This window comes from Variovorax sp. HW608, from assembly GCF_900090195.1.
Taxonomy (GTDB): Bacteria; Pseudomonadota; Gammaproteobacteria; order Burkholderiales; family Burkholderiaceae_C; genus Variovorax.
The window spans coordinates 3294895-3320118 of the sequence record NZ_LT607803.1 but is presented as its reverse complement, the minus strand read 5'-3'; the positions used below and the strand labels follow the sequence as shown (position 1 = coordinate 3320118).

The following is a 25224-nucleotide window of genomic DNA, read 5'->3' as shown; positions in this document are numbered from 1 at the left end:
TTGTCCCCTTGGGTCTGGCCCTTGTTCGCCGAAATACTCAGTCGATGATGCGTCCACGGTTGAGGATGTTCGTCGGGTCCAATGCCTGCTTCAGCCGTCGCATGAGGTCGATTTCCTCGGGCGAGCGGCACAGGGCGAGATAGTCCTTCTTCAACCGGCCCACCCCATGCTCGGCGCTCACCGTGCCGCCGCAGCCGCGCAGGGCGCCGTACGCGATTTCATCCACTGCATGCATGCCGGCCTCGTCGACGGGTCCGCTGATGAGATGCAGGTTGTTGTCGCCCAAGTGCCCCAGGAACAGGTGCTCCGCCTGCGGCAGCCTCGACTGCAGCTCGGCATCCACCTTCTTGAGGTACTCGGCCGTGCGGGCCCACGGCAGGCCGATGTCCAGTGTGGCCGCCGGCTTGAGGTGCGTGAGCACCTCCGGAATGGCCTCGCGCACGCGCCAGAAGGCCTCGCGATGCGCCATGCTCGCGGCGATGGCGCAATCGCTGATCTCGCCCGTTTCCATGGAGTGCGAGAGGGCCTCTTGCAATGCCTCCTCCATGGGCTGCCCGGCATTTCCCGCCGCCTCGATCAGCACGTGCCAGGCGCCTTCCACCGGGACGGGCGCAGCGGCACCCGTCAGTCGGCACGCCGTGCGCACATAGCGGTCGGACATGAACTCGAAGGCGCACAGCGCACTCCCCAGGGTTCTCTTGAGCGAGCGCAGCAGGCGCGGCAGCGCTTCGAACTCCGAGGCGGCGACCCACGCCGCGGCAGCCTGCCCCATCGGCGGATGCAGACGCAGCGTCAACCGCGTGATGATGCCCAGCGTGCCTTCGGTGCCGATGAAGAGAAATCGCGGGTCGAGTCCCGTGCTGTTCTTGATCAGGCGTGTGAGGGAGGAAACGACGCTGCCGTCCGGGAGCACGGCCTCGACACCCAGGACCGAATCCCTCATCGTCCCGTAGCGAATCACGCGGATTCCACCGGCGTTGGTCGCGGCATTGCCCCCCACCTGGCAACTGCCGCGCGCCCCCAGGTCCAGCGCGAACATCCAGCCGGCCGCGGCCGCCGCCTCTTGCACCTGCTGCAGCGTCGCGCCGGCTTGCACCTGCATCACGCCTTCGAGTGCGTCGATGTCCTCGATGGCGTTCATCCGCTCGAGGTTGATGACGACGTCACCCTCGGCGGGAACGGCGCCGCCGGCCACCCCGGTCATGCCACCCTGCACCGTGATGGACAGGCCCTCGTGCCTGCAACGCCGCACCAGGGCCGCCACTTCCTCGGTGCTTCGCGGGCGCTGCACTTCGCGCGGTCGCCCGACTTTGAGTCCGCTCCAATCGCTCAGGAAGCGCTCTTCGATTTCGATGGCGGGTGTGCTCATGACAAGCTTTGCTCCAGTTTGGCGGGCACCGGCGTCGACGTGGACGAGCCGAGCTTGTGCGCCGCCTCGATGCCGCCGTGGCGTTCGATGAGCGCGGCCTGATCGGCCTTGGCCTGCCGGTCGACGGCCTGCGGGTCGCACAGCGCGAAGAGCGCGCGGCGCATGCTCTCCAGGACCTGGGCGTGCGCGGGGTCTGCGGCCAGGTCGTGCAGTTCCTCCGGGTCTTCCTGCAGGTCGAACAGCTCGGGCCGGAAGCCGACGTAGTAGTGGTACTTCCACCGCCCCTTGCGCAGCATGAATCCCGCGGAGTTGCTGCCGGCTGCGTGATACTCGCTGAGAATCGGGCGCTCGGGGTCCGGCTCCGACGCCGCCACCTCCAGCAGCGCACGACCAGGCCGGTCCTTCATTTCAGGCGCCGGGTCGATACCGGCGCCCTGCAGGATGGTGGGGAACAAATCCAGCAGGTCGACCGGCGTCTCGCAGACGGCCGGACCGATTCCAGGACCGGCCATCAGCATCGGCACTTTCACGCTCTCTTCGTAGAGCGTGGATTTGCCCCACACGCCACGAGCACCCAGGTTGTCGCCGTGGTCCGAGGTGTAGATGACCTGCGTGCTGCTCGCGAGTCCCGAATCCTCCACGGCGCGCACGATCTGTCCGACGTTGTGGTCGAGCCAGCTGCACAACCCGTAGTAGGCGGCGAAGGCGCGCAGCCGCTCCTGCGCATCGGCAAAGCGATCCTCCGAGCCCATGAAGTCCGCGTACTCCTGCACCCACGGGTGCCGCTGGTAGCCGCTGCCCGGATGCAGCTTGGGCTCGGGCATGCTGTCGAGCGGGTACAGGTTGAAGAACTCGTCGGGGACCACGAAGGGAAAGTGCGGCGCGACCAGCCCGACATAGAGCACGAATCCCTTGTCGTTGTCGCGTGCCGCTGCGTCGTTCAACCACTGCACTGCCCGCCGGGTCACGGCACGGTCGTACTGGGTGTACGAGGATTCCCCGGGGCCGATGCGTTCTCCCAGCATCCGCGGCCCATCGACGCGCGGACGGAAAGGGTCGCGAATGGAAGCCCAGACCATGCCATGGCCGCCCACGACGTGCATCGGCAGGTGCTCTTCGTCGAAGCCCGCCGGGTCCTCAACGCTGCGGTAGTGCAGCTTGCCGATGCTCTCCACTCGAACGTGGTGGTCCTGCAGCACATGGCCCCAGCCGCGCTGTTCGCCGGTGTAGGGCATGGCGTTGTCCCACAGCCGGGCCTGGTGCACACGTAGCCCCGTAGCGAAGGCCGCGCGGGCCGGTACGCAGATGGGGCTGGGCGTGTAGGCGTTGGTGAAGCGGATGCCGCGCCTGGCCAGCGCATCGAGGTGCGGTGTCTTGACGAAGGGATGCCCCGAGCAGCCCATGATTCGCGGGTCGTGCTCATCGGACATGATGACCACGACGTTCTTTCCTGCCATGTCTTGTCTCCGGTTGCCGGAGCCTCGAGGGCTCCTGTGCATCGGAGTGTGGAGAAGGCCGGCGCTCGAATCCAATACAGTCTTCGACTACCGAGGCTTCGGAATTTCTTATGGCCTTTCGATGAGCCGCCCGTACAGCAGGCCTGCCTCCAATTGCTCACGCACGACCTCGGCAAGCAGGTCGCGCACCGCCATGGACGCTGGCGAAAGTGGACGCTGCTGCGGCCAGACGATGGCCTGCACCCGGCTCAGCTCCGTTCCGGCGATGGGGCGGCCCACGATTGATTTGGCCGCGACGGCCTCGATGCAACTGCTCGGGGGCAGGATGGCATAGGCCAGTCCTTCCTTCACGACTGCCACCAGCATCGGAGGGCTGTTCAGCTCGTAGCGCACGTCCAGGGGCCGGTCAATCGCAAGGGCAGCGCGCTCGATGATCTTGCGCAGGTCGTGGGCGCGGTCCGGGGCGGCCAGTGGGCGCTGCGCGATCTGTGCGAAAGCAATCTCCGCCGGCTCACGCCGCATCAGCTTTGCGGCCCCAAAGACCATGAAGCGCTCTTCGAACACCGGCATCGCGTCCATGCCCTGCAGCTCGGAGGGACTGGGCATGAGGGCGAGCTGAGCGTGACCGGCTTCCACCTGAAGCCGGACCTCGGAGGACAGTCCGTCGCTGACCGTCAGCCGGATGCCCGGGTACCTTGTGGCGACCGCGGCAAGAAGCGGGGCGATGACCACACCGGCCACCGAACCGGCAACCATCAGCCGGACCGGGCCCACAGGCAGTACGTCGTGGCCGTGCACGTCGCCGCGAAGTGCGTCGAAACCTGAGATGAGCTCCACGGCGCGCTCATAGAGGCGCTGGCCTTCGGGGGAAAGATCCACCCCTTTGGCATGGCGTTCGAAGAGCTTGGCACCCAACTCGTCTTCCAGCGCCGCGATGTTCTGGCTCAAGGCCGGCTGCGCGATTCCGAGCTGCTGCGCAGCGCGCGAGAAGCTGCGGCTGCGCGCAATTTCGACGAAGTACTTCAGTTGACGCAGGGTGATGTGCATGGCAGCGACGGGGCGATGGCGTCAGAGCTCGCTGGCGTCGCGCAGCTGGCGCTGCTTGTAGATCAGGCGCAGGTTCGCCCGGTGCGCTTCGCCGCTGCGCTGCAGGATCACGTCGAACTCGCCGCTGATCCATGCCACGGAGGTGCTGCCCGGATCGAGGGCTGCGAGTTCGTTGCCGAAGGCACCCCGGCCCCATTTCAGCAGCGCCGAGAACGCGGCCTCGCCACTGTCAGGCAGGCCTTGCGCCGAGGCGTCGTATTCGACGCGTCTCAATTGCCCGTCGGCGAAGTAGAAAGTCGGCTTGAACATCAGCCCGGCGATGGGCGCGGGCTCGGCCCGCCAACTGCCCAGCAGTCCGCCCGACAGCCGCTGCGGGCGCGACACCGGTTCGGCGGCCGGCAGCGCGGCCTGCAGTTCCTGCGCGGTCATGCCCAGGTGGACGCCCGGTGGCAGCGCCTGGGCCTGGGCGGCCACCGAAGCTGCGCCGATGAACGCGCCGACCGACAGGATGCGGCTCGCGGGGGCTGGAAAAGCGAGGGGATGGAGGAGGCGCAGGAACGGACTTGGCATGAGGAGGCAAGAGGCAAGGCGATGGCCGCGCACCATGGCGGCGGCTCTGGAGAGGCCAAGTATCGCGCTTCGCTGCCTGGTGACGCGACAACCAAGGTGCAGCAGCCGGCGGCGCGCCACAATCCGCACATGCCAGCAGCGCGCCCCGTCAACGTCGTGGTCCGGGCCCTGAAGATCCTGCGCGCCCTCAACCGGCAGCCGGTGTCTTCGATCGACACCCTCCACAAGCAAACCGACATCCCCAAGCCGACGATCGTGCGCCTGTTGCAGACGCTGGAGTCCGACGGCCTGGTCAAGCGCGCGCCGCAGTACGGTGCCTACTACCTCACGTCGGAGGTCGTGGCGCTGTCCAGCGGCTATCACAGCGAGCCGCGCATCGTGGAGGCTTCCAGCGCGATTGCCGACGCATTGACGCAGAAGCTCAAGTGGCCGGTGTCTGTGTCGGTGCACGACGGCGACGCGATGATCGTGCGCTACAGCACTATCCCGAGCTCGCCGCTGTCCTTCTTCCATTCCACCATCAACATGCGGCTGAGCCTGCTGAGCCAGGCCCTGGGGCGCGCCTACCTGGCGTTCTGCGACCCGCAGTCGCAGGAGGCGCTGATCGAGCTGCTGACGCACGACGGACGGCCCGAGGACCGCGATGCGGGCAGCGCCGCGGACATCCGCCGCATGCTGGCCGAGGTGCGCGAGCTCGGCTATGCACTGCGCGACCCGCGGGTGCGGCCCGAGTCGTCGACGATCGCGGTGCCCATCTTCGAGGGTGCGCGGGTGGTCGCGACCATCGGGCTGACCTGGTTCAGCTCGGCGCTTTCCACCGCGCAGGCGGTCGAGCGTTTCCTGCCGCCGCTCAAGGAGGCGGCCGAGGCGATCTCGCGCGGGCTCGACGCCTTGTCCTGAGCCGCGGCGCCAACTTTCCGCCGCGCGGAAAGTCCTGAATCCCGGCTTGGTGCAGGGACGCGGCTGGCCGATGATTCCCGCATCGAACGGGGTGTGCGCGGCACGCAACCGGACTACACAAGGAGACCTCGATGAAACGACGCACGGCCATCGCCGCGGCGATGGCGCTCTGCACCCTCGCGCCGGCCTGGGCCACGGAGTGGCCCGCCAAGCCGATCACGCTGGTGATTCCATTCCCGGCCGGCGGCAGCACCGATGCGGTGGGCCGGCTGCTGGCGCAACGCCTGGGCGAGCGCCTCGGCCAGGCCGTGGTGGTGGACAACCGGGCCGGCGCGGGCGGCAACCTCGGCACCGAGATCGTGGCCAAGGCCGCGCCCGACGGCTACACGCTGGCGCTGTCGACCTCCGGCCCGCTGGCCAACAACAAGTTCCTCTACAAGAGCCTGCCTTTCGATCCGGCCAAGCTGGCGCCGGTCGCGGCGGTGGGGGAGATCCCGATCCTGATCGCCGCGCATCCGGGCGTGAAGGCCGCCAACCTGAAGGAGTTCGTCGAGCAGGCGCGCGCCAGGCCGGGCAAGCTGTCGGTCGCGCACCCGGGCAACGGCACCATGGGCCACCTCGCGGTGGAACTGGTCAAGTCGCAGGCCAGGATCGACACGCTCAACGTGCCCTACAAGGGCGACACGCCGGCCATCACCGACGTGCTGGGCGGCAACGTCGATGCGCTCAGCCTGCCGTTGACGGCCGTGGTGTCCCACGTCCAGGCGGGCAAGCTCAAGGGCCTGGCCGTCACTTCGCGCCAGCGCTTCGCGGGCCTGCCCGAGGTGCCCACCGCGCTCGAGCAGGGCATCGACGTGGACGCGACCGTGTGGTTCGCGGTCGTCGGGCCGGCCGGCCTGCCGGCCGCGGTGGTGGAGCGTCTCAACAAGGAGATCAACGCCATCCTCGCCACGCCGGAGGCGCGCGCCAAGCTGGCGCAGTTCGGCGCCAACCCGCTCGGCGGCACTGCCCAGCAGCTCGCGCAGCTGATGAGCACCGACAGCGCCAAATGGAAGAAGGTCATCGCGACCGCCGGCATCACCCTCGACTGAGAACCCCCATGAGCACCCCTGACTCCATCCGCCCGCTGCTGTTCGACTCGCATGCGCACCTGGTCGCCGACGACCAGGCCCGCTATCCCCGCAACCCCATGCAGCGCGCCGCCGACGCGCCCTACCGTCCACCCGGCGTGATCGGCAGGCCGGGCGGCCAGCACGGCCCGAACCCGATCAACGAAGTCCCCGATGCCCTGCGCATGCTGCGCTGGATGGAGGAGGAGAACGTCGACGGCATCGTCGCCGTGCAGAAGCGGATGATCTACCGCTACGACAACAGCTACATCCTCGATTCGTCGGACCGCTACCCCGAGCTGTTCTCCGCGGTGGTCATCCTGGATGCGGAAGACCCGGCCACGTCCGGGCTCGTCAGGACCTGGATCGACCGGCACGGGCTGGCGGGCGTGCGCCTCTTCGGCGGACGCAAGCCCGACGGCAGCATGCCCTGGCTCAACTCGCCGATGGCGCTGAAGACCTGGGAGGTCGCACAGCAGGCCGGGCTGGTGATGGACCTCGAAGTGCTGTCGCAGGGCGGCGGCGGGCCGTCGATCCCGTCGATCCTCGAACTGGCGCGCGACTACCCCGACGTGCGCATCGTGCTGGACCATCTGCTGGAGCCCGAGATGGAGGAGGGCGCGCACTTCGGCCTCGACGAGCGCTACGAGAAGCTGGCCGGCCGCGCCAACATCTTCTTCAAGTTCACGTCCATCAACCTCGACATCTGCCGCGAGGCCGGCATCCCGGCCGAGAAGGTGCTGCGCCGCGCCGTCGACATGTTCGGCGCCGACCACATCATGTGGGGCTCGGACATCGGCACCTCGTCGGGCACCTACGAGGACATGGTGCAGCGCATGCTCGATGCCTCGGTGCTGCTGAATCCGCAGGAGCAGCGCGCCGTCTGGCACGACACGGGCCGCCGCGTGTTCGTCAAGGGCGGCGTGAAGGCGCAGAAGTGACGCAGCACTGCTTCACCACCGTCAGCGCGGCCGGCATGGACACGGCCACGGCCTACCGCCTGATCTGCGGCGTGGTGGTGCCGCGTCCGGTGGCGTGGATCACCACCGTGAGCCGCGACGGCCGGGTGAACGCCGCGCCTTTCAGCTCGTACAACTACGTCGCGCACAGCCCGCCGATGGTGGCGGTGAACATCGGCACGCGGCTGGGCGATCTGAAGGACACGGCGCGCAACATCCGCGAGACCGGCTGGTTCTGCGTCAACGTGGCGACCGAGGCCTTGATGGAGACGATGCACCTGAGCGGCGCCGACTATCCGCCCGAGGTGGGCGAGCCGGAAGCCCTGGGCATCGATCTGCTGCCCGGGCACGCGACGCCGGTGCCGCGCATCGCGGTCTCGCCGGTGCATCTGGAATGCCGGCTGGACCAGGCCGTCACGCTGGGCCGCGGGCTCAACACGCTCTACATCGGCGAAGTGCTGGCCTTCCACCTTTCCGACACGGTGTACGACGGCCGCCATGTGGACAGCGTGAGGCTGCGCCCCATCGCGCGGCTTGGCGGTCCCTTCTACGCCGCCCTCGGCGAGATCTTCCACCGTCCCGCATTGCAGCGCCCGCCGGGTGAACGGAGCAGCGAACGATGATGACCACAAGCTATGAGCTGCCCCGGGGTGACGCGTTTCACGCCGGCACCTTCGTCAAGACCACCTCTGCGCAAACGATCGAGATCCTCGGCGGCTGCGGCCTGGACTTCGCGGTGCTCGATGCCGAACATGCGCCTTTCGACCGGGCCGCCATCGACCTCGCGATGATCGCCGGCCGCGCCAGCGGCCTGCCCTTGTTCGTGCGCGTGCCGGACCGCTCGGCGGCCGGCCTTCTCTCGGTGCTGGACATGGGCGCGGCCGGCGTGCTGGTCCCGCACGTGGAGAGCGCCGAACACGCACGCGAGGTGGTCGCGCATTGCCGCTACGTGGGCGGCGACCGCGGCTACTCCAGCTCGCCCCGTGCCGCCGGCTACGGCGCCCTGGGCATGAAGGGCGCCATCGCAGAGGGCGACCGCAACGTTGTGATCTGCCAGATCGAAAGCGCGCCGGCGGTGGAGCAGGCGCAACGCATCGCCGCCGTGGCGGGCGTGGGCGGCATCTTCATCGGCCGTGCCGATCTGGCCCTGTCGATGGGCCTGGACGACGCCCAGCACCCGCGCGTGTTCGAAGCCACCGAGCATGTGATCCGCGCCGGCCTGGCCGCGGGCAGCACCGTGGGCATGTTCGTCGGCAGCACCGCCGAGCGCGAGAAGTACCTGGCGCTGGGCGTGCGCTGGTTCGTCCAGGGCTCCGACCAGTCGCTGCTGCGCCAGGGCGCGCAGGCCATCGCCCGTTCCAACAGTTCCAGGACCCTGCAAGCATGACCACCACCTCCACCCCGACCTCGCGCGCCGCTTCCTGCGTGCGCCACCACGAACGGCCGCCGCAGATCGAGACGCCCGGCGTCCGCACCTGGGTCGCGCGCGGCGCCAACTTCATCGTCGCCGTGTCCTCGGTCACCGCCGGCGCACGGCTCGCGCGCAGCGAGCAGCCCGACGAGTACATGGTGTTCCTGCCCGATGCCGCGGCCACCATCAGCGCGGGCCGGGAATCGATCGAGGCCGCGCCGGAGTCGCTGACCATCGTGCCGCCGGGCGCGAGCGAGATCGTCGCCGCGCAGGACGGCCAGATCGTCTGCATCTACTCGCACCGCGCCGAAGACTTGCTGGCCCTGGCCGACAACGCGGCCGACTATGCCCAGCCCACGCCCGAGGTCGCGCCGCTGGTGCCGTGGCCGACGCCGGCCGATGGCTTCCGTCTGCGCCACTACCCGCTGTCCGCGTTCACCCAGCCCGACAGCAACATGCGCATCTTCCGCAGCACCAACCTGATGGTGAACGTGATGCTGCCGCGCCCGGTGCCGCGCGACGTGCGCAAGCTCAGCCCCCACTCGCATGCCGACTTCGAGCAGGGATCGCTCGCGGTCCGCGGCCGCTGGGTGCACCACCTGCGCTATCCGTGGACCGCCGACATGAACGCCTGGCGCGACGACGAGCACCTCGAGGTGGACAGCCCCTCGCTGGCCGTGGTGCCGCCCAAGGTGATACACACCAGCCGCAACGTCAACGAGGGCGGCTCCTGGCTGCTGGACATCTTCGCCCCGCCGCGCATGGACTTCTCCTCCAAGCCCGGCGCGGTGGCCAACGCCGGCGACTACCCGATGCCGGCATGAAGGTCGCGATCGTGGGTGCCGGCGCCATCGGCGGCTGGCTGGGGGCGCGGCTGGCCCTGGCGGGCGAGGCGGTGAGCGTGCTGGCGCGCGGCGCGACGCTGGCGCGCATCGCCGAACACGGCATCGAGCTGCACAGCGGCGGCCGGGTCGACACCGCGCGGGTGCGTGCCGCTGCGAGCGCGGCCGAGCTCGGCCCGCAGGATGTCGTGCTGGTTGCCGTCAAGGCGCTCTCGCTGCCCGCCCTGGCACCGTCGCTGCGCGCGCTGATGCACGAAGGCACGCTGCTGCTGAGCGCCTGCAACGGCCTGCCCTGGTGGTACTTCCTGGCGCCCGGCCAGCCCTGCAGCGGCCTGCGGCTCGCGAGCGTGGACCCGGAGGGCGCGCTCGAACACGCCATCCCGCTGCCGCAGGTGCTGGGCCTGAGCGTGTTCGCCTCCTGCCATTGCCCGCAGCCCGGCGTGGTGCGGCACAGCGCCGGCACGCGCCTGCTCCTCGGCGAGCCCGGCGGCGGCGCCAGCGCGCGCGTGGATGCACTGGCCCTGCGGCTGCAGGCGGCCGGCTTCGACGCCCAGCCCAGCGCCGGGATCCGGCGCGACATCTGGGTCAAGCTGCTGGGCAACGCCTGCTTCAACCCGGTGAGCCTGCTCACCGGCGCGGCGAGCGACGAGATGATCGACGAGCCTTCGCTGCACGCGCTCTTCATGCGCATGATGGAGGAGGCCATCGGCGTCGGCGGCCGTCTCGGGCTCAAGCTCGACGTGGATCCGGCCCGCCGCATCGCCCAGACGCGGCAGCTCGGCCACATCAAGACCTCGATGCTGCAGGACCTGGAGAGCGGCCGCGCGGTGGAGATCGACGCCATCCTCGGCGCGCTGGTCGAATGCGCCGCCGCGGTCGCGATGCCCGTCCCCACCCTCGATGCCGTGCTGGGGCTTGCGCGCCTGCGCGCCCGTACCGCCGGCCTGCCGGCAGCCTGAACGACACGCCATGCCCATCACCAGCGAACAGATCAAGCAACTCACGGCCGACCTCTACGAGTGGTCGCTCAAGAAGATTCCCGAAGACACCCGGCAGGCGCTGCACACCGCGGGCGAGCGCGAACGCAGCGAGGTCGGCCGCAAGACGCTGACCATCATGCTCAAGAGCGCCGCCGCCGCCGAGGAGAAGAGCGGACTGGTCTGCTCCGACGTCGGCATTCCGGTCTACAGCATCAAGATCGGAACGCGCGCGCGCTTCGACGGGCCGGTGCGCCAGGCCATCGTCGACGGCTTCGCGCTGCTGGCCGCGCGCATCGACCCGCCGATCCTCAAGATGGTGACGAACCCGCTCACGCACGAGCGCAGCCACCAGGGCAAGGACATCCCGATCACGAGCTTCGACGTCATCGACGAGGCCGACTACATCGACATCACCTGCGCGCCCAAGGCCATGGGCACCGGTCGCTGGGAGGCGCTGGAGACCTTCGTCTATCCCTCGCTGGAAACCATCGAGCGCTACGTGCTGGACACCGTGGTCAAGGCCGGCTCCCAGGCCTGCCCGCCGATGGTGGTGGGCGTGGGCATCGGCGGCACCTTCGACCACGCGGCGCGCATCGCCAAGGAAGCGGTGCTGCGGCCCTTCGGCCAACCCAATCCCGAGCCAGTGCTCGACGGCATGGAAAAGCGCCTGCTGACCGCCATCAACGCGCTCGGCTTCGGCCCCATGGGCACCGGCGGCGACGCCACCGCGATGGCGGTGCACATCAATCATTCGGGCTCGCATGGCTTCGTGCCGGTGGCGGTCAGCCTGAACTGCTGGATCAACCGCCGCACGCGCGCCCGCATCCACGACGACGGGCGCGTCGAGCGAATCGAGTGAGAAAGAAAGACATGAGCACGACGCACACGCTGAACCTTCCGCTGGCGCGCGAAGCGGTCGACCGCCTGCAGGTCGGCGACATGGTGCTGCTGAACGGCCTGGTCACGATGACCATCGGGCTGCCGACGCACCAGCGCGTGGTGGAACATCTCGACGCCGGCGAGCCGCTGCCGGTGGACCTGAAAGACGGCGCGTTCATGCACCTGAGCTGCTTCAACCGGGAGGCCGGCGACGGCACGCACGAGGCGCTGTACCTGAACCCGACCACCAGCACCCGCTACAACGCCTACATGCCGCGCCTGATCGAGGGCTGCGGCCTGCGCCTGGTCGGCGGCAAGGGCGGCCTGGACGCCGCCAGCGTCCAGGCCCTGCAGCGCCAGGGCTGCGTCTACCTCTCTTTCCTGGGCGGCGGCTGCACGCTGCTGGCGCAGGCCATCCGGCGCGTGGTGGCGGTGCACTGGTCCGACTACATCTCGCAGTTCCGGCTGGTCACGCTCGAGGTCCGGGCGCTGGGCCCTGCGACCGTGGCCATCGATGCGCACGGCGGCAGCGTCTACGAGCAGCTGCGCGCGCAGGCGCAAGAGCGCCTGCCGTCGATCGTGGCGCAGATGGACGCGCAGCGCTAGGTAGGCCCCTCAGCGGCACCCATCGCCCAGACGCTCCGTTCGCGGCGGGTTGGACGGAGTCACCGGGGGCAGCGGAAGCACGATCGATTCGTAGACGAACTGGGGCGCCGTGAAGCTTGTGCCGACCAGCCGCATCACGGTAGCGCTGCGGTTTCCGCCCGCCAGTCGTCCGCTGAGCACCTTGCTGTCGTCGCCCGGGTAGGCCCAGTCGGGCTGTTTGCGCGCGCCACGGCTCGGGTCGCCGCTGCTGTAGCTGCTGGGCATGCCAGGTGCGGATGCGTAGTACGCGGCGATGACGTCGGACTTCGCTCCGGTCGCGATGCCGTTGATGCTGCCGGCCGCGACCACTTCGGCGGGCCCGATGGAGCTTGGTTTGACATCGAGCTGCGATGATTCCTTCAAGTACCGCTTCGGGTCGTAGTTGGGACTATCGAAGTAGCCGTCGTAGCCGCGGCGGATGCGTCCCAGGTTCGGCTCGTTGCGCGCGAGATAGGCGTCGGCGATGCCGGGAACCACGCAGCCCGGCCGCACCTTGACCGCGACCTTCCATCGTCCCGCCGTCGCCAACGGGAGCCCCCCGAGCCAGTCCGTCCCCGTCGAGCGGGCCGTCGGCGTCACGATCATCAGAACCATCTTTTTCGCCGTATCGCCGCAGACATGGACCGCGACCGTCCACGCGGTCTCGTTCGCGGAATGGTGGATGCCCGGGTATTGCGCCGGAATCTCTTCCCCGTTGGGCGCCTTCAGGAAGATCTCGAGGTCGCCGATCGGCGTGTTCAGGGGAAGCCAGATCTCGAGATAGCACGGCGTCTGGGTGTCCGGCGCGACGTGCCAGTCGATGACGCCGCCCCCTCGAGCCAGGTCGAATTGCGCATGCGCCCTGGACAGGTGGCTGTTGCCACTCGGAACGACGACGCGCAGGTCGTAGCCGTCCTTCACGGCCTGGGCTGTGATGGCATCGATCGCCTTCTCGAGGATCGATGTGCCGTCGTGCGGGCCGGTGCGAGGTCCGTAACTGAGATTGATCAGGATGCGTGAGGCCTTCTTCTTGCACATGTCGCGGGCGTAGGCGCGAATCGCTTGAATACCACGCAACGCCAAGTGGTGGAGCCATTCGCCGTTGGGGTGGTCGAGGGCGTCACCCGGGAATTGCACGAAAGCGATGTCGATCGGATTGGGGATATGCGGAGGCAGGGGTTTCGTGTCGTGCGCATGGCCGCTCGCGTGGCTCAGGACCTGGGCGCCGTGACTGGTAGCGGAGCGCAGGCTGGGCAGGCCGCTCGCGAGGTAGGCGGAGTCTTCGTCGATCGAGCCGATGGCCGAAGTCGCACCGGCCATCAACGCCTGCAAGTCGGGCTCGGTGAAGAAGACCCCGCTGCCCTGGTCCCAGATGAACCGGACGGCGGGCTCGTTCGGCGCCTCACCCCTCAAGTGCACATGAGCGAACGGGCAGCCATCGTCGATGACGCCGATGACCGTATCGGAGCCCGGCGCGACGCCCTTGGGAAACTCCGGCACGAGCATGCCTGTCGGCGCCGCAAGCTCTAGACAGAGCAGGCCGGACTGTTGAAGCAACTGCAATTGGTCAACGAAATGCTCCTCGAATCCCTCCTTGGAGAGGTTGATTGCCGCATAGAGATGGCCTTCGTACGACGTGATCCAGATGAGTTCTGGGATGCGCATCTTTTCGATCGCGCTTCGCTCGAGTGGCCCGCTGAACTCGACCAGCACCGCATAAGTGTCGGACGGTTTCAGGTTGAAGTATTTGAACTTTGTCAGCATTGCCCACTGCAGATAGGCGTCCGCGTTAAAGACGAGGCTGAGTGGCAGTTCCAAGGGTTTCTGCATGATCCGCTCCCCGGCACGGGTGCTCGTTCACATCGCCAGGGCGGCGCGCTCCGCCTGGCCCTCGTTGAAGAGCTCGGTGAGCACCGAAGGGGCCGCTGCGGTGTTGACACCCACCTGCCCGTGGATCTGGTAGCAATTGAACGGACCGGGCGTGTAGAGCGTGTCGATCGGCTGGACCAGATCGAGGTCGAGGTCCTTGCCGGCCGTCGCCGTAGCCACGCTCGCGTCGAATTCGCGATACACCACCCGGCCTGCATTCCCCTGCGTGAGACGGGCGATGATGTACTCGGCAATGCTGTGGCCGAGCAGGCGCCCGACCACGCTGTCTGCCGGAAAGTGCACGCCGGCAATGACGCGGTTGGTGGCAATGCGGGCGGCCTGGCGGTACAGCTGCTCCCGCATCGAATCGAAATAGGCCCCCGTGGGCAGCATGAACGAGAGCAGCCGCGCCAGCATGAACGCCTGCGTCGAGTGCCCGCTCGGAAAGCTGCCGTGCCCCGGCGTCGTGATGACCGGCTGCACCTGCGCGGAATATTGGTTGGGACGCCAGCAGGCGAGCGCATGCTTGAACTGCATCTCGACCAGCACCGTGAACTGGATGGCGTTCACCAGCAGTTCGACGGTGTTCCGATGGCGATCGGGATTGAGGCCGGTCACCGACGCCACGAAGGCGAACTGGTTGTCGATCTGAGCCAGGATCTCCGGGATGCGGTCCAGTCGCAAGTCGGCCCAGCACAGGACGCGATGGAGCTGAGCATCGAAGAAGGCCGTCGAAGGCTGTGCGATGCGCACAATGGTCTGGCCGTCGGCCTTGAGCTCCATGGCGCTGGCGCCCATCCCACTGGGGTCGACCGTCACGCCCTTGCAGAGCTCCCATTGCACGAGGTAGGAGCGAACCCAGCTCTCCCAGCGCGGGATGTTGGCCGGATCGTTGAAATTTGGATTGGCCGGGGTTTGCGAGGGTGCGCCCGGATTGCTGGTCGCATCCCGATTGGCCACCAGCGCCGTGCACACCAGCGGATTGGCGAAGGCGTCCCCGAGGCTCCCGGGAACGGGGCCGCCGCCCCCATAGCCGCCATACCCTCCGTAACCACCATAGCCGCCGTACCCCCCGTAGCCACCGTAACCCCCATAGCCGCCGTAACCACCAAGCAGGGACATGGTTTACTCCTCAACGGTTTGTTTCGCGACGTTTCTTAGCTTTCTTTGGCGCCCGCCGCGCGAAGCGCGTCTTTCAATTTCTCCAGGTAGGCCGGCACGCGGTCGCGGGCGGGATAGCCTTGCGCGAAGCGCGTCACCGTGAATTGGGGATCTCGCTGGAGCATCAGGGCCAGCGTCGCACGCGCGGCATCCTGCTGGCCGGCCAGCGATTGCGCGATGGTCAGCGAGCGGTAGCTCGACAGGTGCGCGGCGTTGACCCTGAGCGACTGCTGTGCGAAGTCGATGGCCGATTCGTACTGTCCCGCGGAGATGGCGATGGAGGCCATCAGCGAGTGGTAGTAGTACTTCAGCGGATCGAGCGGCGACAGATCGAGCGCTCTCTGTCCTGCCGGCAGAGCCTGCGCGCCATCGCCGTCGAACGCGTGCGCCACGCCTTTGAAGAGCCATGCCAGCGGTTCATTGAACGACCGGTCGAGGGCCTGGTTGCAACTCTCCAGGGCGTGCTCCACGTCCTTCATGAGATGCAGCTGGACGAAGCCCTGCATCGCCCAGCCGAGCGGGTGCGAGGGCTCCACGTCGAGCGCGCGACGCGTCTCCTGCAGCGCCAGGCTGGCCTGGTTGCGTGCGTCCCCCGTCAGCCCGCGCGTGGCGCACAGGATGTACCACTTGGCGAGCCAGATGCGGGGCAGGGCGTGGGTCGGGTGGCGCTCGATCAGCGCATCGAGCACTTCGCGCGAACGGAGGAATTCCGACTTCGTGCTCCTGTGCATCAGCCCGATGCCGCCGAGCAGCAAGCCGTAGCTCTCGAGCGTCGGCAAGGGACGCACGAGCGCCTTCTGTGCCCCTTTTTCGAGCAGCGCCTGGTGGCATTCGCTGGCGATGGTGTCGCAGATCTCGCTGTCGAGCTGCATCAGGTCTTCGAGCTCGCCCTTGGCGCGGCCGGTCCATTCCACCTCCTTGTGGCGGACGCTCGCGAGCTCCGAAAAGACGAGCACCGTGTGGCCGGTCACCACGTAACTGCCGGACAGCACGTAGTCCGCACCGAGATGGGTCTCGGCCTGATCCAGCGTGCGCCATGTCCGGGCCAGCGCCGAGGTCGACAGGTGCGAGATCACGTTGATCTCCTGCGTCCGGCTCATGCGCCCGATGACGCCCTCCGCGATCAGGTCGCCGATCGCGAACTGCTCGAGCTCGACGTTGCGGGAGGCGTAGGGCATGACTGCGATGGTCGGCCGGAAGGGCGCCGGGTCGGCGTGCTCGGTGCGAAACGCGGGCTGCTGTCCGGCCTTTCGCACGCCATAGACGTGCAACGGTTGGTCGACGTGCTTGAGGTACCACTCGCCCAGGTCCTCGAGCTCGCCGTCGAGCCCGTCGGTCAGGCCGTCGCGGACGGCCGAACTCATGACCGTGTGGCCCGGCTGCGCCAGCGCGGCGATGCGGGCGGCGAGATTCACGCCGGTGCCATAGATGTCGTGCTCGTCCTCGTAGACCTGCGCAGCATGCATGCCGATGCGCAGGCGCATGGGCGCTTCGCTTGCGTCCGGCTCCGACTCGTCGAGCCAGCGATGCATCGCCAGCGCGCAGGCGGCCGCCTCGGGTGCGCCGTTGAATTCCGCCATCAGACCGTCGCCCAAGCTCTTCACGAGACGCCCTTCGTTGGCCGGCAGGATGTTGAGGGTCACCTGACCGATGAAAGCCCCCCAACGCCGGATGACGCCCAGTTCGTCCTTCAGCATGAGGCCCACGGAATCGACGAGGTCGGCGACCAGCACCACCTTTTCGTGTCGCTGGAGGTCGTGGCTCGTCGCTGCTTGGGCGAAGTTAGGGGGGGGCGCGCTCAAGGTCATCCTCCAGGTTGGGGTTGCGATGCCGCGACGAGGGAGGAGATCTTGCGTTCATGCGGCAAGAAAATGCAAGCGCGCGATAGGGTTCCCCCAATCCCGTCTCGCGGGAGTTACATCTATCCGCGCGGCGAAACCCCGATCAGCCACGCATGCGCCCAGAACAGGAAGACGACATACACCACCAGCCCGCCCACGAGCGCGATCACGTCGTTCATCGCGCCCGGCGGCGCGCCGGGCACCTTCTGCGGCACCGTGCGGTGCGTGAGCGAGATGCGGTCCGCGACCGCCCACACCAGAAAGCCGCCGAACAGCAGCACGTCGGCGAGCGTGCCGTTGGCGAGCAGGTGCGCCAAGGCCCAGAACTTGACCGCGAGCAGCATCGGATGCTTGGCGGCGCGCTGGATGCGTCCCGGCATGTAGGCCGCGAAGAGCAGGGGGAACACCGGCAGCATCAGCACCAGCGCCAGGTGCCGCAGCGCGACCGGCGGTGAATAGATCGGCACCGGCGCCTGCCGGGCCAGGCCGTAACCGTAGATCAAGAGCACGAAGCCGATGATCGAGACGAGCGCGTAGACGCCCTTGAAGGCGCGCTCGCCGCGCCGTTCGATCTGCGCGGCGCGCCAGCCGGGCGCGACGATCGATAGCGAGTGCACGCCGAGGAACAGGACGAGGCCGAGGATCAGCAGGGTCATTGGAAGTGCTCCGACGAATGGACGGCGCATTGTGGGCGATTGCGGCGCCGGTGTGTGCCCGTATGCTGCGTGCCTTATGTGACCTCGGAGCGACGCATGGCCTATCAACTGCACTACTGGCCCACGATCCAGGGCCGCGGCGAATTCGTCCGTCTTGCGCTCGAAGCGGCGGGCGCTGCGTATGTCGACGTGGCGCGCGAGCCGCCGGCCAAGGGCGGCGGCGAATCGGCGCTGATGCGCAAGCTGGGCGACCCGGACAATCCGCGCCCCTCGTTCGCACCGCCTTTCCTGGTCGACGGCGACGTGGTCGTCGGGCAGACGGCGGCGATCCTCCTCTACCTCGGCCCGCGCCTCGGCCTCGCGGGGGTGGGCGAGCTCGACGCGCTCTGGACGCACCAGATCCAGCTCACCGTCGCCGACGCGGTGGCGGAGGTGCACGACACGCACCATCCGATCTCGACCGGTCTCTACTACGAGGACCAGCGCGACGCGGCGCTGGAACGTGCGAAGGCATTTCGCGACGAGCGGATTCCGAAGTTCTTCCACTGGTTCGAGCGGATCCTGCAGCGCAATCCGGCCGGCGATGTGCACCTGGTCGGCGATTCGCTGAGCTATGCCGATCTCTCGCTGTTCCAGCTCGTGGCGGGGCTGCGCTATGCCTTTCCCAAGGCGACGGCGCGGGCCCTGGCGCACACCCCGGCGATCGTGAAGCTGTACGCCAACGTGGCCCGGCGCCAGCGGGTGCACGACTACCTGCAGAGTCCGCGTCGCATCTCGTTCAACGAGGAAGGCATCTTCCGCGCCTATCCGGAGCTCGACGGCTGAGTTCCAGGGTGAAAGCGCCTAGTCGTTGGCCTCGTCCCGCAGGCGCAGGGCCGTGTCGTAAAGCGCATTGCGCGGCGCACCGCTGATCTCCGCTGCGAGGCGCACCGCGCTCTTGAGCGGCAGCTCCGCCAGCAGCAGGCGCAGCACGCGCTCGCCTTCGGCGTTCTCGCCCGTCACGACCGGCCTGGGGTGCAGCACCAGCGCGAACTCGCCGCGCGTGCGGTCGCGGCTTTGCGCAAACCATTCGGGCAGCGATGCGGCAGCGACGGTGGCGATCTCTTCGAACTGCTTGGTCAGCTCGCGGCCGACCGTCACAGGGCGGTCACCGAGCACCGCGAGCGCGCGTGCCAGCGCCTCGATGCGATGCGGCGCTTCGAGCAGCACCACGCTGTGCGGCTCGTTGGCGAGTGCGAGCACCGCGGCATCGCGCTCGCCGGCCTTGCTCGAAAGGAACCCGGCAAAGACGAAGGCGCTGGAGTGCTCACCTTCGGAGACCAGCCCGGCCGCGCCGACCAGTGTCGTGACGCTGCTCGCGCCCGGCAGCGGCAGCACCCGGTAACCCGCCTCGCGCACGGCGGCGACGAGGCGCGCCCCGGGGTCGCTCACGCCGGGCGTGCCGGCGTCGCTCACGTAGGCGATGCGCTCGCCGTTCGCGAGCCGCGCGATGACGGACTGCGCCGCCTCGGCCTCGTTGTGCTGGTGCACCGCGAGCAAGCGCGCCGAAGGGCTCTCGATGCCGTAGGCGCGCAGCAGGCTCTGGGTGTGGCGCGTGTCCTCGCAGGCGATGGCGTCGACGATCTGCAGCACGTGCAGCGCACGCAGCGTGATGTCGGCGAGATTGCCGATCGGCGTGGCGACCACGTACAGCGTGCCCTGCGGATAATGCTGCGCGCCCGCAGCGTCGCTCGCGGCCTGGAGCGCGGCGCCGAACGAAGCGGGAGCGAGGGAGTTCAATGGGATTTCTCCATAACAAGAAGATCACGACCAAGGCGCGCGGCGATGCGGCCGAGGATGCAGCGCTCGACCATCTGCAGGCGGCGGGCCTGCAACTGGTCGTGCGCAATTATCGAACGCCGGGCCGCGGCGGCGGCGAGATCGACCTCGTCATGCGCGACCCGCGTGACGGCACGCTGGTCTTCGTCGAAGTGCGCAGGCGCGCATCGGGCGCCCACGGCGGCGCGGGCGGCAGCATCACCGGCGTGAAGCAGCGGCGCATCGTCTTCGCGGCGCGGCACTACCTGAGCCGGCTGAGCACGCTGCCGCCATGCCGTTTCGACGTGGTGCTGGTGGAAGAGCGCATCGAGTGGATCCAAGGCGCCTTCGATGCCGGCTGACGCGGCGGGTCGTTATCATCCGGCCCCATGCTTGAGCAACGGATTCAGCAGCATTTCATCGACAGCGCCGACCTGAAATACCAGGCCGGTCCCCTTCTCGAAAAACCGATCGCCCAAGCCATGCAGGCCCTGCTCGCCTGCGTGACCAGCGGCGGCAAGATTCTTTCGTGCGGCGCCGGCGTGTCCGGCTTTCTGGCCGCGCAGTTCGCGACGCAGTTCGTCGGCCGCTTCGAGCGTGAGCGACCCGAGCTCGCGGCGCTCGCCTTGCAGGGCGATGCCGCCGATCCGGCCGCCGACACGCCCGATGCGGCCGACACCGACCGCTACGCGCGGCAGGTGCGCGCGCTGGGGCAGGCCGGCGACGTGCTGCTGGCGCTGAGCGCGAGCGGCCAATCGGCCACGGTGCTCGCGGCCGTCGAAGCCGCGCACGCGCGCGACATGACGGTGATCGCGCTGCTCGGCAACGCGGGCAACACGGGCGGCGGCAACGGCGGCGCGGTGGGGCGTGCGCTGCGCGAGACCGACGTGCTGGTCTGCGCGCCGCACGAGCGCGCGGCGCGCATCCACGAGGTCCACCTGCTCACGCTGCATTGCCTGTGCGATGGCGTCGATGCCCAGCTGCTCGGCGACCAGGACACCGATTCCTCGCTGCTGTCGACCTGAGCGGTCGCGCGCGCACCGGCATCTAGGGCTGCGAAGCGGGCTTGCGCTGCGAGGGGGTCGCGCTTTCGGCGATGCGCCCCTGCAGCTCGCGGAACGCCGGCGTCTCGCGCAGCAGGCGTCCGCCGAGTTCGCGCAGGCGGTCGACGGCCTCGTCGGGCAGCACGAAGCTGGTCGGCAGGTTCATGAAGTAGCGCCGCTCCTCGGGGTCGGCGATGGACTCGAAGCTCACGTCGATGGCGTCGAAGCGCAGCTTGGGCACCGAGGCTTCGGCCTGCGCCCTCGACATGCCCGCGAGCCGGCGCTCGGCAATTTCGAGCTCGCGCTTGTCGGCCCAGCGCTGCGCGATGTCCTTCAGCAGCTCGACCGACTCGGAGGAGAAATGATCGATCGGCACGCTCGATGACTGGAAGAGCTGCGACACGATGCCTGGCGCGCGCGGCCGCCGGTCCCAGTCGGTGTCGGGCGCCGAGCGCGAGTTGACCACCACGACGACGATCCGGCGCAAGTCCTTGAGGCCCACCTGCTCCTGGAAGGCGGGGCTGGCTTCCACTTCTTCGAGTGCCACGAGCAGTCCGCGCAAGCCCAGGTTGTCGGAAACGCCGCCGTCGACCACGTGCAGGTACGGCCGGTCCTCGCTGTCCTGGAAGCTCTGGATCTCGCGATAGCGCAGAAGCGCACGCCCGGCCGGGCGCGCAGGGTTCTCGGGCCGGGTGACGTCGCTCACCCAGGCTGGCATTACCGCGCCGCAATGGCCGCCGTAGTTGTGGTACGTGACCGGCGAGAGCACCGCCGGCACCGCGGACGAGGTCGCCGCCGCGCGCGCGAGGCGCACCTTGCCGAGGTCGGAGCACAGCAGGTCGAAGTGGTCCTGCGAAAACGGAAAGCGCGCCCCGGTCGAGAGATCGGTCCCCGTGACGGCGGTGACCGGGGTGGGCTTGTCCATCAGGTCGTCGAAGGTCGCGCCGTTGAACAGGATCTCGTCGTAGTAGTCGGCGGCGAGCTCGGAGCGGCCGTAGGAGCCGCTGCCGAGCGCGAACCAGTTGAGCGGATCCAGCGCGCGCCGCGTGAGCGCGCCCTGCACGTCGCGCTTGAGGAAGCGGGGCTCGTATTCGGTGAACAGCCTGTCGCCGTACAGCGCATAGGCGAGCGCGGTGAAGCTGCCGCCCGAGACGCCCGCGATGGCATCGACCTCGGCGAGCAGGTTCACGTTTTTGCCGTTGACCTGCACGTTCGTGCGGCGGAGTTCTTCGAGCACGCCGTAAGAAAAGGCCGCCGCGCGCGTGCCGCCGCCGGAAAAGGTCAGCAGGAACAACGTGTCGGGGTCGTTCTTGGCGCTGTGGGTGTGCTTGAGCCTGTTGCCGACGCGATAGCCGCTGTTCAGATCGACGTGCTCGATCTTAGGATTGACCGGCGCCATCGCGTTGCATCCGGCCAGGATGAGCGCCGCCAGCGGCAGGATTGCGCTGGCCAGTCTGCGGGCCAGGCGAGTCTTCGGCTCAATATGTTGATTCAAGTGAGGTCCTTCTCGCTCGATCGCATACGAATTGACGCGGCGGGTGCTTGCAACAACCGCGCCATCGATCGCGGCGGGCAACACCCGTGCAGCAAATTGTAGGGACGTCGGATGACAGGTCGTAACCGACGATCCATGTCGCTGGGCTACCATCGAAGACCCAGTCACTCAATACAAGCAGGAAGGCTTCGATCCATGACGACGACCACCACCGCACAACGCATCGCGATCGCATTGGCTGCAGGCGCAGTATCGCTGGCAGGCCTGTCCGCTTGCGCGCCGCTGGTGGTCGGAGGCGCCGCGGTCGCGGGCGCCGGCATGGTGGCGACCGATCGCCGCACATCGACGGCGCAGCTCGACGACCAGGCGATCGAACTGCGCGGCGCCTCGCGCGTGCGCGAGATCGCGAACGACAACATGAACGTGACGGTCACGAGCTTCAACCGCCAGGTGCTGCTCACCGGCACGGTGGGCTCGGAGGCCGACAAGCGCAAGGTCGAGGACACGATCCGCCGCGTGGACAACGTGCGCTCCGTGGTCAACGAGGTGGTGGTGGGGCCGGGCAGCAGCTTCCCGGACCGCTCGAACGACACCTTCATCACCGGCAAGGTCAAGGCCTCGCTGCTGGACCAGAGCGACATCTTCGCGAACTCGTTCAAGGTCGTGACCGAGCGCGGCGTGGTCTATCTGATGGGCATCGCGACGCGCCGCGAGACCGATCGCGCCACCGACGTCGCGCGCAACACCTCGGGCGTTCAGAAGGTGGTGCGCATCGTGGAAATCATCAGCGACCAGGAACTCGCGGACCTGAAGGCGCAGCAGCCGCTGTCGTCGATGGGCGGGTCGTCGTCATCTTCTTCGGGCACTTCGTCTTCGACCACGCCGGCATCGACCTCCAGCTCGCGCGTGCCGCTGCCGCCGATGGAGCCGCTGCCCGCGTCGCCGTCATCGGCGCCGGCCAACAGCGGCGTCGTGGCAACCCCGATCCGCTGATCACGTCCGCGACAACCCAGCCCAGGGCCCCCGCGGAACCGGCTTCGCCGGGCCGCCGGGTGCGCCCCCCTCCCGCCGAAGGCGAGAGAGGGGGGAGCCGCGAAGCGGCTTGGGGGGGAGCCTATTTCAAGCGCGTGATCAGGCTCGACGTGTCCCAGCGCTTGCCGCCGGACTGCTGCACGTCGGCATAGAACTGATCGATCAGCGCGGTCACCGGCAGGCGCGCGCCGTTGCGCTTGGCTTCGTCGAGCACCAGCCCGAGGTCCTTGCGCATCCAGTCGACCGCGAAGCCGAAGTCGAACTGGCCCGCGATCATCGTCTTGCCGCGGTTGTCCATCTGCCAGCTCTGCGCCGCGCCCTTGCCGATCACGCCGAGCACCTCGTTCATGTCGAGGCCGGCGCGCATGCCGAAGGCGATGGCTTCGGACAGGCCCTGCACGAGGCCCGCGATCGCGATCTGGTTCACCATCTTCGCGAGCTGGCCGGCGCCGCTTTCACCGAGCAGCGTGCAGGCGCGCGCGAACGCCGAGATGACGGGCTTCACGCGGTCGAAGCTGGCCGAGTCGCCGCCGCACATCACGGTCAGCACGCCGTTCTGCGCGCCGGCCTGTCCGCCGGACACCGGCGCATCGATGAACTGCAGGCCGCGTTCGATCGCGGCCCTGGAAAGCTCGCGCGCGACATTGGCGGATGCAGTGGTGTGGTCGACGAACACGGCGCCCTTGGGCATGTCCGCGAACGCGCCGTTCTCGCCGAGCACGACCGAGCGCAGGTCGTCGTCGTTGCCGACGCAGCAGAAGACGATGTCCGCATTCGATGCGGCGCCGCGCGGCGTGGACGAATGGGCGAGCGTGCCCTTGGCAATCGGCCTGAACTCGTCGATCCATGCGTTGGACTTCGCGTCGGTCCGGTTGTAGACCGTCACGCTGTGACCGGCCAGCGCAAGATGGCCGGCCATCGGATAGCCCATCACGCCCAGGCCGAGAAAGGCGACCTTTTGCGGGGGGATGGCGTCGTAGGTTTTGGGTGTAAGGCTGCTCATTCCCCAAGCTTAGCGCGCAAGCCTGGGGAACGAACGCTCAAACAATCGCGAAATGCTCGGTGCCGGCCGAGAGATCGGTGGTGCGCGCCCGCTGGCTGTTGAGCTTGATCTGCAGCCGCAGGTCGTTCGCCGAGTCGGCGTTGCGCAGCGCGTCCTCGAAGGAGATCGCGCGGCCTTCGAAGAGGTCGAACAGCGCCTGGTCGAAGGTCTGCATGCCGAGGTTGCGGCTCTTCTTCATGATCTCCTTGATCTCGCCGACCTCGCCCTTGAAGATCAGGTCGGAGATCAGTGGCGTGTTCAGCAGGACCTCGACCGCGGCGATGCGGCCGTGGCCGTCTTCGGTCGGGATCAGGCGCTGCGAGATCAGCGAGCGCAGGTTGAGCGACAGGTCCATCAGCAGCTGGGCGCGGCGCTCTTCGGGGAAGAAGTTGATGATCCGGTCCAGCGCCTGGTTGGCGCTGTTGGCGTGCAGCGTGGCCATGCACAGGTGACCGGTCTCGGCGAAGGCCACCGCGTGCTCCATGGTCTCGCGGTCGCGGATTTCGCCCATCAGGATCACGTCGGGCGCCTGGCGCAGCGTGTTCTTGAGCGCGGCTTCCCAGCTGTCGGTGTCGATGCCGACCTCGCGCTGCGTCACCACGCAGTTCTTGTGCGGATGCACGAATTCGACCGGGTCCTCGACCGTCACGATGTGGCCGTAGGAGTTCTCGTTGCGCCAGTCGATCATCGCGGCCAGCGTGGTCGACTTGCCCGAGCCGGTGGCGCCGACCAGGATGCACAGCCCGCGCTTGGTCATCGCGACGTCCTTGAGCACCTGCGGCATGCCGAGGCCGTCGATGGTCGGCAGCTTGGCGGGGATGGTCCGCAGCACCATGCCGACCTTGCCCTGCTGCACGAAGGCGTTGACGCGGAAGCGTCCGATGCCGGTCGGCGAGATCGCGAAGTTGCACTCCTTGGTGCGCTCGAACTCGGCCGTCTGGCGGTCGTTCATGATCGAGCGCGTGAGCGCCAGCGTGTGCTGCGCGCCGAGCGCCTGCTGCGACACCTTGGTGACCTTGCCGTCCACCTTGATCGCCGGCGGGAAGTCGGCGGTGATGAACAAGTCGCTGCCGTTGCGGCTCACCATGAGCTTCAGCAGGTCGTTGATGAACTGGCTGGCCTGATCGCGTTCCATATCGAT

25 protein-coding genes are annotated in these 25224 nt (G+C 68.2%); 13 read left to right on the top strand and 12 right to left on the bottom strand.

The window, feature by feature from the left end; genetic code table 11:
* Positions 1-37 precede the first annotated feature (37 nt).
* From VAR608DRAFT_RS15510 to VAR608DRAFT_RS15495, 4 genes are all read right to left on the bottom strand, one after another.
* On the bottom strand, positions 38-1369 hold the full coding sequence (locus tag VAR608DRAFT_RS15510; protein ID WP_088954867.1) for an FAD-binding oxidoreductase: 1332 nt from the start codon (positions 1367-1369) through the stop codon (positions 38-40).
* Complete coding sequence (locus VAR608DRAFT_RS15505; protein WP_088954866.1) at positions 1366-2826, bottom strand: sulfatase-like hydrolase/transferase; 1461 nt, start codon at positions 2824-2826, stop codon at positions 1366-1368. The genes VAR608DRAFT_RS15510 and VAR608DRAFT_RS15505 overlap by 4 nt, the downstream gene beginning before the upstream one ends.
* A 108-nt stretch (positions 2827-2934) precedes the next feature.
* Positions 2935-3873 (bottom strand): LysR family transcriptional regulator, encoded by a 939-nt coding sequence (locus tag VAR608DRAFT_RS15500; protein WP_088954865.1) that lies wholly within the window; start codon positions 3871-3873, stop codon positions 2935-2937.
* A gap of 21 nt (positions 3874-3894) precedes the next feature.
* Positions 3895-4443, bottom strand: coding sequence for a hypothetical protein (locus tag VAR608DRAFT_RS15495; RefSeq protein WP_231973525.1), 549 nt, complete (start codon positions 4441-4443; stop codon positions 3895-3897).
* A gap of 21 nt (positions 4444-4464) precedes the next feature.
* On the opposite strand from VAR608DRAFT_RS15495, the gene VAR608DRAFT_RS15490 reads away from it, so the two are divergent.
* From VAR608DRAFT_RS15490 to VAR608DRAFT_RS15450, 9 genes are all read left to right on the top strand, one after another.
* Positions 4465-5343: a DNA-binding transcriptional regulator gene (locus VAR608DRAFT_RS15490; RefSeq protein WP_231973524.1), complete on the top strand. Its 879-nt coding sequence runs from the start codon at positions 4465-4467 to the stop codon at positions 5341-5343.
* 131 nt (positions 5344-5474) lie between these two features.
* Positions 5475-6434, top strand: a complete 960-nt coding sequence (locus tag VAR608DRAFT_RS15485; RefSeq protein ID WP_088954864.1) for a Bug family tripartite tricarboxylate transporter substrate binding protein — start codon at positions 5475-5477, stop codon at positions 6432-6434.
* Between the two features lie 8 nt (positions 6435-6442).
* Positions 6443-7393: an amidohydrolase family protein gene (locus VAR608DRAFT_RS15480; RefSeq protein ID WP_088954863.1), complete on the top strand. Its 951-nt coding sequence runs from the start codon at positions 6443-6445 to the stop codon at positions 7391-7393.
* A complete protein-coding gene (locus tag VAR608DRAFT_RS15475) occupies positions 7390-8034 on the top strand; it encodes a flavin reductase family protein (protein ID WP_088954862.1) in 645 nt (214 codons plus the stop codon). Before VAR608DRAFT_RS15480 ends, VAR608DRAFT_RS15475 begins: the two co-directional genes overlap by 4 nt.
* Complete coding sequence (locus VAR608DRAFT_RS15470; RefSeq protein ID WP_231973523.1) at positions 8031-8798, top strand: HpcH/HpaI aldolase family protein; 768 nt, start codon at positions 8031-8033, stop codon at positions 8796-8798. Before VAR608DRAFT_RS15475 ends, VAR608DRAFT_RS15470 begins: the two co-directional genes overlap by 4 nt.
* Positions 8795-9646 (top strand): hypothetical protein, encoded by an 852-nt coding sequence (locus VAR608DRAFT_RS15465; protein WP_088954861.1) that lies wholly within the window; start codon positions 8795-8797, stop codon positions 9644-9646. Before VAR608DRAFT_RS15470 ends, VAR608DRAFT_RS15465 begins: the two co-directional genes overlap by 4 nt.
* Positions 9643-10623, top strand: a complete 981-nt coding sequence (locus tag VAR608DRAFT_RS15460) for a ketopantoate reductase family protein (protein ID WP_088954860.1) — start codon at positions 9643-9645, stop codon at positions 10621-10623. The genes VAR608DRAFT_RS15465 and VAR608DRAFT_RS15460 overlap by 4 nt, the downstream gene beginning before the upstream one ends.
* A 10-nt stretch (positions 10624-10633) precedes the next feature.
* The gene (locus VAR608DRAFT_RS15455; protein ID WP_088954859.1) at positions 10634-11503 is read left to right on the top strand and encodes a fumarate hydratase; all 870 of its coding nucleotides are present in this window, start codon (positions 10634-10636) and stop codon (positions 11501-11503) included.
* A gap of 11 nt (positions 11504-11514) precedes the next feature.
* The gene (locus tag VAR608DRAFT_RS15450; RefSeq protein ID WP_088954858.1) at positions 11515-12129 is read left to right on the top strand and encodes a fumarate hydratase C-terminal domain-containing protein; all 615 of its coding nucleotides are present in this window, start codon (positions 11515-11517) and stop codon (positions 12127-12129) included.
* Between the two features lie 9 nt (positions 12130-12138).
* Here the strand turns inward: VAR608DRAFT_RS15450 and VAR608DRAFT_RS15445 are convergent, their stop codons facing one another.
* The 4 genes from VAR608DRAFT_RS15445 to VAR608DRAFT_RS15430 form a co-directional block, all read right to left on the bottom strand.
* The gene (locus VAR608DRAFT_RS15445; protein ID WP_088954857.1) at positions 12139-13977 is read right to left on the bottom strand and encodes a hypothetical protein; all 1839 of its coding nucleotides are present in this window, start codon (positions 13975-13977) and stop codon (positions 12139-12141) included.
* A gap of 27 nt (positions 13978-14004) precedes the next feature.
* Positions 14005-15138 (bottom strand): phosphatase PAP2 family protein, encoded by a 1134-nt coding sequence (locus VAR608DRAFT_RS15440; protein WP_088954856.1) that lies wholly within the window; start codon positions 15136-15138, stop codon positions 14005-14007.
* Between the two features lie 35 nt (positions 15139-15173).
* On the bottom strand, positions 15174-16979 hold the full coding sequence (locus tag VAR608DRAFT_RS15435; protein WP_157730991.1) for an adenylate/guanylate cyclase domain-containing protein: 1806 nt from the start codon (positions 16977-16979) through the stop codon (positions 15174-15176).
* A gap of 119 nt (positions 16980-17098) precedes the next feature.
* On the bottom strand, positions 17099-17674 hold the full coding sequence (locus tag VAR608DRAFT_RS15430) for an NnrU family protein (protein ID WP_088954854.1): 576 nt from the start codon (positions 17672-17674) through the stop codon (positions 17099-17101).
* Positions 17675-17770: 96 nt separating this feature from the next.
* Here VAR608DRAFT_RS15430 and VAR608DRAFT_RS15425 point away from each other — a divergent pair, with 96 nt between their 5' ends.
* On the top strand, positions 17771-18499 hold the full coding sequence (locus VAR608DRAFT_RS15425; protein ID WP_088954853.1) for a glutathione S-transferase: 729 nt from the start codon (positions 17771-17773) through the stop codon (positions 18497-18499).
* A gap of 18 nt (positions 18500-18517) precedes the next feature.
* Here the strand turns inward: VAR608DRAFT_RS15425 and rsmI are convergent, their stop codons facing one another.
* Positions 18518-19453 (bottom strand): 16S rRNA (cytidine(1402)-2'-O)-methyltransferase, encoded by a 936-nt coding sequence (gene rsmI, locus VAR608DRAFT_RS15420; RefSeq protein WP_088954852.1) that lies wholly within the window; start codon positions 19451-19453, stop codon positions 18518-18520.
* Between rsmI and VAR608DRAFT_RS15415 the strand changes: the two genes are divergently transcribed.
* Together VAR608DRAFT_RS15415 and VAR608DRAFT_RS15410 are read left to right on the top strand one after the other, a co-directional pair.
* On the top strand, positions 19453-19833 hold the full coding sequence (locus VAR608DRAFT_RS15415) for a YraN family protein (RefSeq protein ID WP_088954851.1): 381 nt from the start codon (positions 19453-19455) through the stop codon (positions 19831-19833). The genes rsmI and VAR608DRAFT_RS15415 overlap by 1 nt on opposite strands.
* Before the next feature lie 27 nt (positions 19834-19860).
* On the top strand, positions 19861-20496 hold the full coding sequence (locus VAR608DRAFT_RS15410) for an SIS domain-containing protein (RefSeq protein ID WP_088954850.1): 636 nt from the start codon (positions 19861-19863) through the stop codon (positions 20494-20496).
* Between the two features lie 22 nt (positions 20497-20518).
* Here the strand turns inward: VAR608DRAFT_RS15410 and VAR608DRAFT_RS15405 are convergent, their stop codons facing one another.
* The gene (locus tag VAR608DRAFT_RS15405; protein WP_157730989.1) at positions 20519-22009 is read right to left on the bottom strand and encodes a patatin-like phospholipase family protein; all 1491 of its coding nucleotides are present in this window, start codon (positions 22007-22009) and stop codon (positions 20519-20521) included.
* Positions 22010-22204: 195 nt separating this feature from the next.
* On the opposite strand from VAR608DRAFT_RS15405, the gene VAR608DRAFT_RS15400 reads away from it, so the two are divergent.
* Positions 22205-23002, top strand: coding sequence for a BON domain-containing protein (locus tag VAR608DRAFT_RS15400; RefSeq protein ID WP_088954848.1), 798 nt, complete (start codon positions 22205-22207; stop codon positions 23000-23002).
* 121 nt (positions 23003-23123) lie between these two features.
* Here the strand turns inward: VAR608DRAFT_RS15400 and VAR608DRAFT_RS15395 are convergent, their stop codons facing one another.
* A complete protein-coding gene (locus VAR608DRAFT_RS15395) occupies positions 23124-24044 on the bottom strand; it encodes an NAD(P)-dependent oxidoreductase (RefSeq protein ID WP_088954847.1) in 921 nt (306 codons plus the stop codon).
* A gap of 37 nt (positions 24045-24081) precedes the next feature.
* The gene (locus VAR608DRAFT_RS15390; protein ID WP_088954846.1) at positions 24082-25218 is read right to left on the bottom strand and encodes a PilT/PilU family type 4a pilus ATPase; all 1137 of its coding nucleotides are present in this window, start codon (positions 25216-25218) and stop codon (positions 24082-24084) included.
* Between the last annotated feature and the right edge of the window lie 6 nt (positions 25219-25224).